At 37.3% G+C, this 4,763-nt stretch carries 3 protein-coding genes; 2 read left to right on the forward strand and 1 reads right to left on the reverse strand.

Annotated elements, in window-relative coordinates; all coding sequences use genetic code 11:
- The coding region (locus Q0L68_RS16590) for a bifunctional 2-polyprenyl-6-hydroxyphenol methylase/3-demethylubiquinol 3-O-methyltransferase UbiG (protein WP_296705306.1) at positions 1 to 392 on the forward strand (392 nt) is incomplete at its 5' end.
- A gap of 213 nt (positions 393 to 605) precedes the next feature.
- Here Q0L68_RS16590 and uvrA read toward each other — a convergent pair.
- Entirely contained in the window at positions 606 to 3,422 is a 2,817-nt protein-coding gene (uvrA, locus tag Q0L68_RS16595; RefSeq protein WP_296705308.1) for an excinuclease ABC subunit UvrA, read from the reverse strand.
- A gap of 253 nt (positions 3,423 to 3,675) precedes the next feature.
- Here uvrA and Q0L68_RS16600 point away from each other — a divergent pair.
- The coding region (locus Q0L68_RS16600) for a serine/threonine-protein kinase (RefSeq protein WP_296705310.1) at positions 3,676 to 4,763 on the forward strand (1,088 nt) is incomplete at its 3' end.

The raw sequence follows: 4,763 nt of genomic DNA on the forward strand, positions 1-4,763 counted from the left end.
TAAATAGAGTTGCAATTGATTATCGGGTTGAAGATTTGGAAGAAGTGGATTACCCAACACATTATTTTGATGCGATTGCATTTTCCTATACTCATTTCCCTGAAGTCAAAAGAAGGATTTTCCATCAAAAATTAAGTGCATTTCTAAAAAATGGAGGGATTCTTATTATAGAGTGCTTTAGTAAAAAGCATCTTAAATATCAAAAAGATAATCCAAAAGCTGGAGGCCCAAAAGATTTGTCAATGCTTTTTGATTTGGAAGAGGTAAAGGAGGATTTTAAAGGATTTGATTTTTTGGAAGCTTATGAAACAGAGACAGAATTAAATGAAGGACTTTTTCATGTTGGAAAGGCTTCTGTTGTTCGTCTTTTTGCCAGAAAAAAGGCGCTTTAAAATCAAAAATTAGATTTTTTAGAAAATTATTTTACCATGAAAATCGAAAGTTTGATTTACGATTTTCATGGTAAAAATATTTGAGGGAAGTATGAAATCAGAACCCATGACTTCTATTCCTTCAAAGCAGCGCTCAATACCTCTCTGCAATTGGCGGGATGAGCTAAGATCCCAATAAAATCTAGGGTAAAATATTCAGATTTGTAGAATTACCTACACAAAAGCTTCCCTCAAATACTTCGCAGTATAATTATCCTTTTCCTTCATCATAGACTCTGGAGTTCCTTCAAAAGTCAAATGACCTCCTTTATTTCCTCCTTCAGGACCTAAATCAATTACCCAATCTGCAGATTTAATCACCTCAGTATTGTGCTCGATGATGATGACTGAATGACCCTGATCAATAAGCGCATTGATGGAGTGGAGGAGTTTTTTGATATCATGAAAATGAAGTCCCGTCGTCGGCTCATCGAAGATAAAGAGGATATGATCGTTCGATTTATGTCCTCCTTTGCCAAGGAATGATGCTAGTTTCACCCGTTGCGCCTCGCCACCGGAAAGTGTATTCGAACTTTGGCCCATACCGATATAACCTAGTCCTACTTCTTGAAGTGGTAGAAGTTTATTGATGATCTGGGTCTTGCCTTTGAAGAAATCAATCGCTTCATCGATCGTCATATCCAATACTTCCGAAATGTCTTTTTCTTTGTATTTGACGTCGAGAATCTCATTTTTAAACCTCTTGCCTTTGCAGGATTCACAGGTCAAGTGGATGTCAGCCATAAACTGCATTTCCACTGTCGTAATACCTTCTCCAGAACATGCTTCACATCTACCACCATCTACATTGAAAGAGAAAAAAGCAGGCTTGTAATTTCGTTGTTTTGAAATAGGTTGATCTGAAAACAAACTGCGAATGGCATCATAAGCCTTCACATATGTCACTGGATTTGAACGGGATGACTTTCCAATTGGATTTTGATCTACGAATTCAATTTGGGAAACAGATCGATAATCCCCTTCAATTTTGTCATACTTTCCACTCTCGTCGATAACTGTTCCCAGCATTTTGCCTAAAGCTGGGTAAAGTACTTTTTTGACTAAGGTTGATTTTCCAGAACCAGAAACACCCGTTACGACGGTAAGGGTATTTAAGGGGAATTTGACAGTAAGGTTCTTTAAATTATTTTCCCTTGCACCTTTGACCAAAATACTGTCTTTCCACTTTCGGTTTCCATCTTTCTTAAAAATCAATTCCTCACCACGCAGGTATTTGGCAGTATAAGTTTGGGCAGAAGCCATCAAATCTGCTATAGGGCCTTGAAAAAGTAATTCTCCACCATTCACTCCTGCATCCGGGCCGATGTCAATGATCTGATCAGCAGCTTTCATGACTTTCTCTTCGTGCTCCACCACAATCACTGTATTGCCTAAATCTCGAAGTGATTTCAATACTCCAATCAATCGATCTGTGTCTCTTGGATGCAAGCCTATGCTGGGTTCATCGAGAATATACATGGAACCTACCAAGGCAGAGCCCAAAGAAGTGGCTAATTTAATTCGCTGAAATTCTCCTCCAGAAAGTGTTGAAGTCAGTCTGTTCAAAGTCAAATATCCCAGTCCTACCTCGTCCATGTAAGAAAGTCTGCTTTGAATTTCTTTCAAAAGTCGATTTGCAATTTTTGCTTGATGTGGCGGTAAATCCAATCCATTGAAAAATGCCAAAGCTTCATCTATCGGCATCAAAACCAAATCTGTAATGGATTTATCATCGATTTTCACATAGGAAGCATCTTTTCGCAAACGTGTTCCTTTACAATCAGGGCAAGTTGTCCGCCCCCGAAAACGGGAAAGCATCACTCGATATTGAATCTTATGAGTTTTGGATTCTAAGTCCTTGAAAAATTCATTCAATCCTTTGAAATACTTATTTCCGGTCCAAATCAGGTTTTGCTCCTTCTCTGTAAGTTCGTTGTAAGAACGGTGTATTGGGAAATCAAACTCTATCCCTTTTTTCAATAATGGCTCCAACCAGCTTCTGGAAGATTCCCCTCTCCAGGGTGCAATAGCTCCTTCATACACCGACATTTCCTTATCCGGAATGACCAAATCAGGATCTATTCCGAGTACATTTCCAAAACCTTCGCAGGTTCTACAGGCACCGTAAGGATTATTAAAAGAGAAAAAATTGACGGTAGGAATCTCGAAAGTCATCCCATCCAACTCGAATCGATCAGAAAAATTGCGGGTCTCTTTTCCAGGAATCGTGATTTTACAATCACCATGACCTTCGAAAAGTGCTGTTTGTACCGAATCAGCAATTCGAAATTGATTGTCTTCATCATCTTTGATGACCGAAGCACGATCTATCAGGATTTCATATTTGCCTTTTGGAACTTTCTTTTCACCCAATAAATCCTCGACAAAATAAACGTCCTCATCTATCAAAATTCGGGTATATCCTTTTTGAAGCAAAAGCTCTAATTCCTGCTCGATTTTTCTACCCTTTTCAATTTGAAGCGGGCAAGAAATCATGACTTTGCTACCCTCGTCAAAGCTTTGGATGAATTCAACAATATCTGTGACAGTATGATGTTTCACCTCTTTTCCAGAAACTGGGGAAATTGTCTTTCCAATTCTTGAGAAAAGTAATTTCAGATAATCATAAATCTCTGTTGTGGTACCAACAGTAGATCTAGGGTTTTTAGTATTTACTTTTTGTTGTATGGCAATGGCTGGCGCTACACCTTTAATGTATTCTACATCGGGTTTTTCCATCCTACCCAAAAATTGTCTGGCGTAGGAAGAAAGACTTTCCACATACATCCGCTGACCTTCGGCAAAAAGCGTGTCAAAAGCAAGTGAGGATTTCCCTGAACCCGAAAGTCCAGTCACTACAATCAGTTTATTCCTAGGGATCGCGACACTCAGGCTTTTTAGATTGTTGACCCTTGCATTTTTGATGATGATGAAATCTTTCGGATCTAAAGAATCAATGTCGGTTTTCGCGGATAAAGTACTTAAAGTCATAGCTGGCAAAGATACAAAGGCAAGATCTTTTTTGTTTGAGAAATTGGAGAGATTAAAAAGATCTTATGAGAAGTGGGAGACAAACTAATCTTGTAAATATTAATATTATCTATTTTACATGATTATAAGGTTAGAATTTTTAATTAAAATCAAATTTCTTTGTACTTTAAAAAGCTAATGCAACAAAATGTTTTCCCATTTATATTCCTAAGTGTTAAACTAAAATCCTAATTGATAACTAATCATTTTTTTAATGCCTGATTTTAGATTTGACATATTAGACAAAGTTCGGGAGAACTCGAGGTACATCGTCTATAAGGCGAATCGTATTCAGGATTCAAAACCTGTAACCATTCAGACTTTTCGATCGGCATATCCTACTTTTCGTGATTTGAATCACCTTAAACAAGAGTATTCTATTTTATCAAAGCTCTCCCATCCTAATATTGTTCAACCTATCGGTTTAGAATATTTAGAAAATTTGCCCATCCTTGTAAATGAGGATGTGACAGGTGAGCCACTATCAGAGTATCTGAAAAAGGGAAAGTTGGACCTAATCATTTTTTTAAAAATTGCGATGGAGATCACCAAAGCGGTGAATTACCTCCATAGTAAAAATATCATCCACAAAAATATAAACCCTTCAAATATCATAGTGGATAAAAATAGCGGAGTCAAAGTTTGGGGATTTGACTATGCTATTGAAAGAGGGAGAGATTTGAATTACTCAAATGTAAGTGAAGCTCTTGAATTAGGTCTTCATTACATTTCTCCGGAGCAAACGGGAAGAATGAACAGGCCTATTGATCATCGAACAGATTTATATTCGATAGGAGCTGTTTTTTATGAAATGCTTACCGGCAAAACATTATTTCATTTTTCTGATCCCATGGAGCTTATGCATGCTCATTTGGCATTGCTACCAGAAGAGCCAAGTAAGATAAGAGATGATATACCTCAGGTTATCAGCAAAGTAGTTTTAAAACTTTTGAAGAAAAATACTTCCGAAAGGTATCAAAGTTGCTCCGGTCTTTTAAATGATCTACAGCAGTGTTTGGATAGACTTTTGGACATTAACGAGATCACCGAATTTACTCTTGGCACACAGGATCGATTGGATCAATTTCAGATTTCTACCAAAATTTATGGAAGAGATGAAGAATTGAGACAAATGAATGAAGTGTTTCAGCGGATAAAAAACGAGAAAGCTGAACTGGCATTGGTAAGTGGATATTCCGGGGTAGGTAAATCAAGTTTTGTTAGAGAGTTTCAAAAATATATTGATTTAGGAGGAGGGTTTTTCATTTCAGGAAAATTTGAACAATACAAAAACAACCCGCC

It is taken from the genome of Algoriphagus sp., assembly GCF_024642405.1.
GTDB lineage: Bacteria > Bacteroidota > Bacteroidia > Cytophagales > Cyclobacteriaceae > Algoriphagus.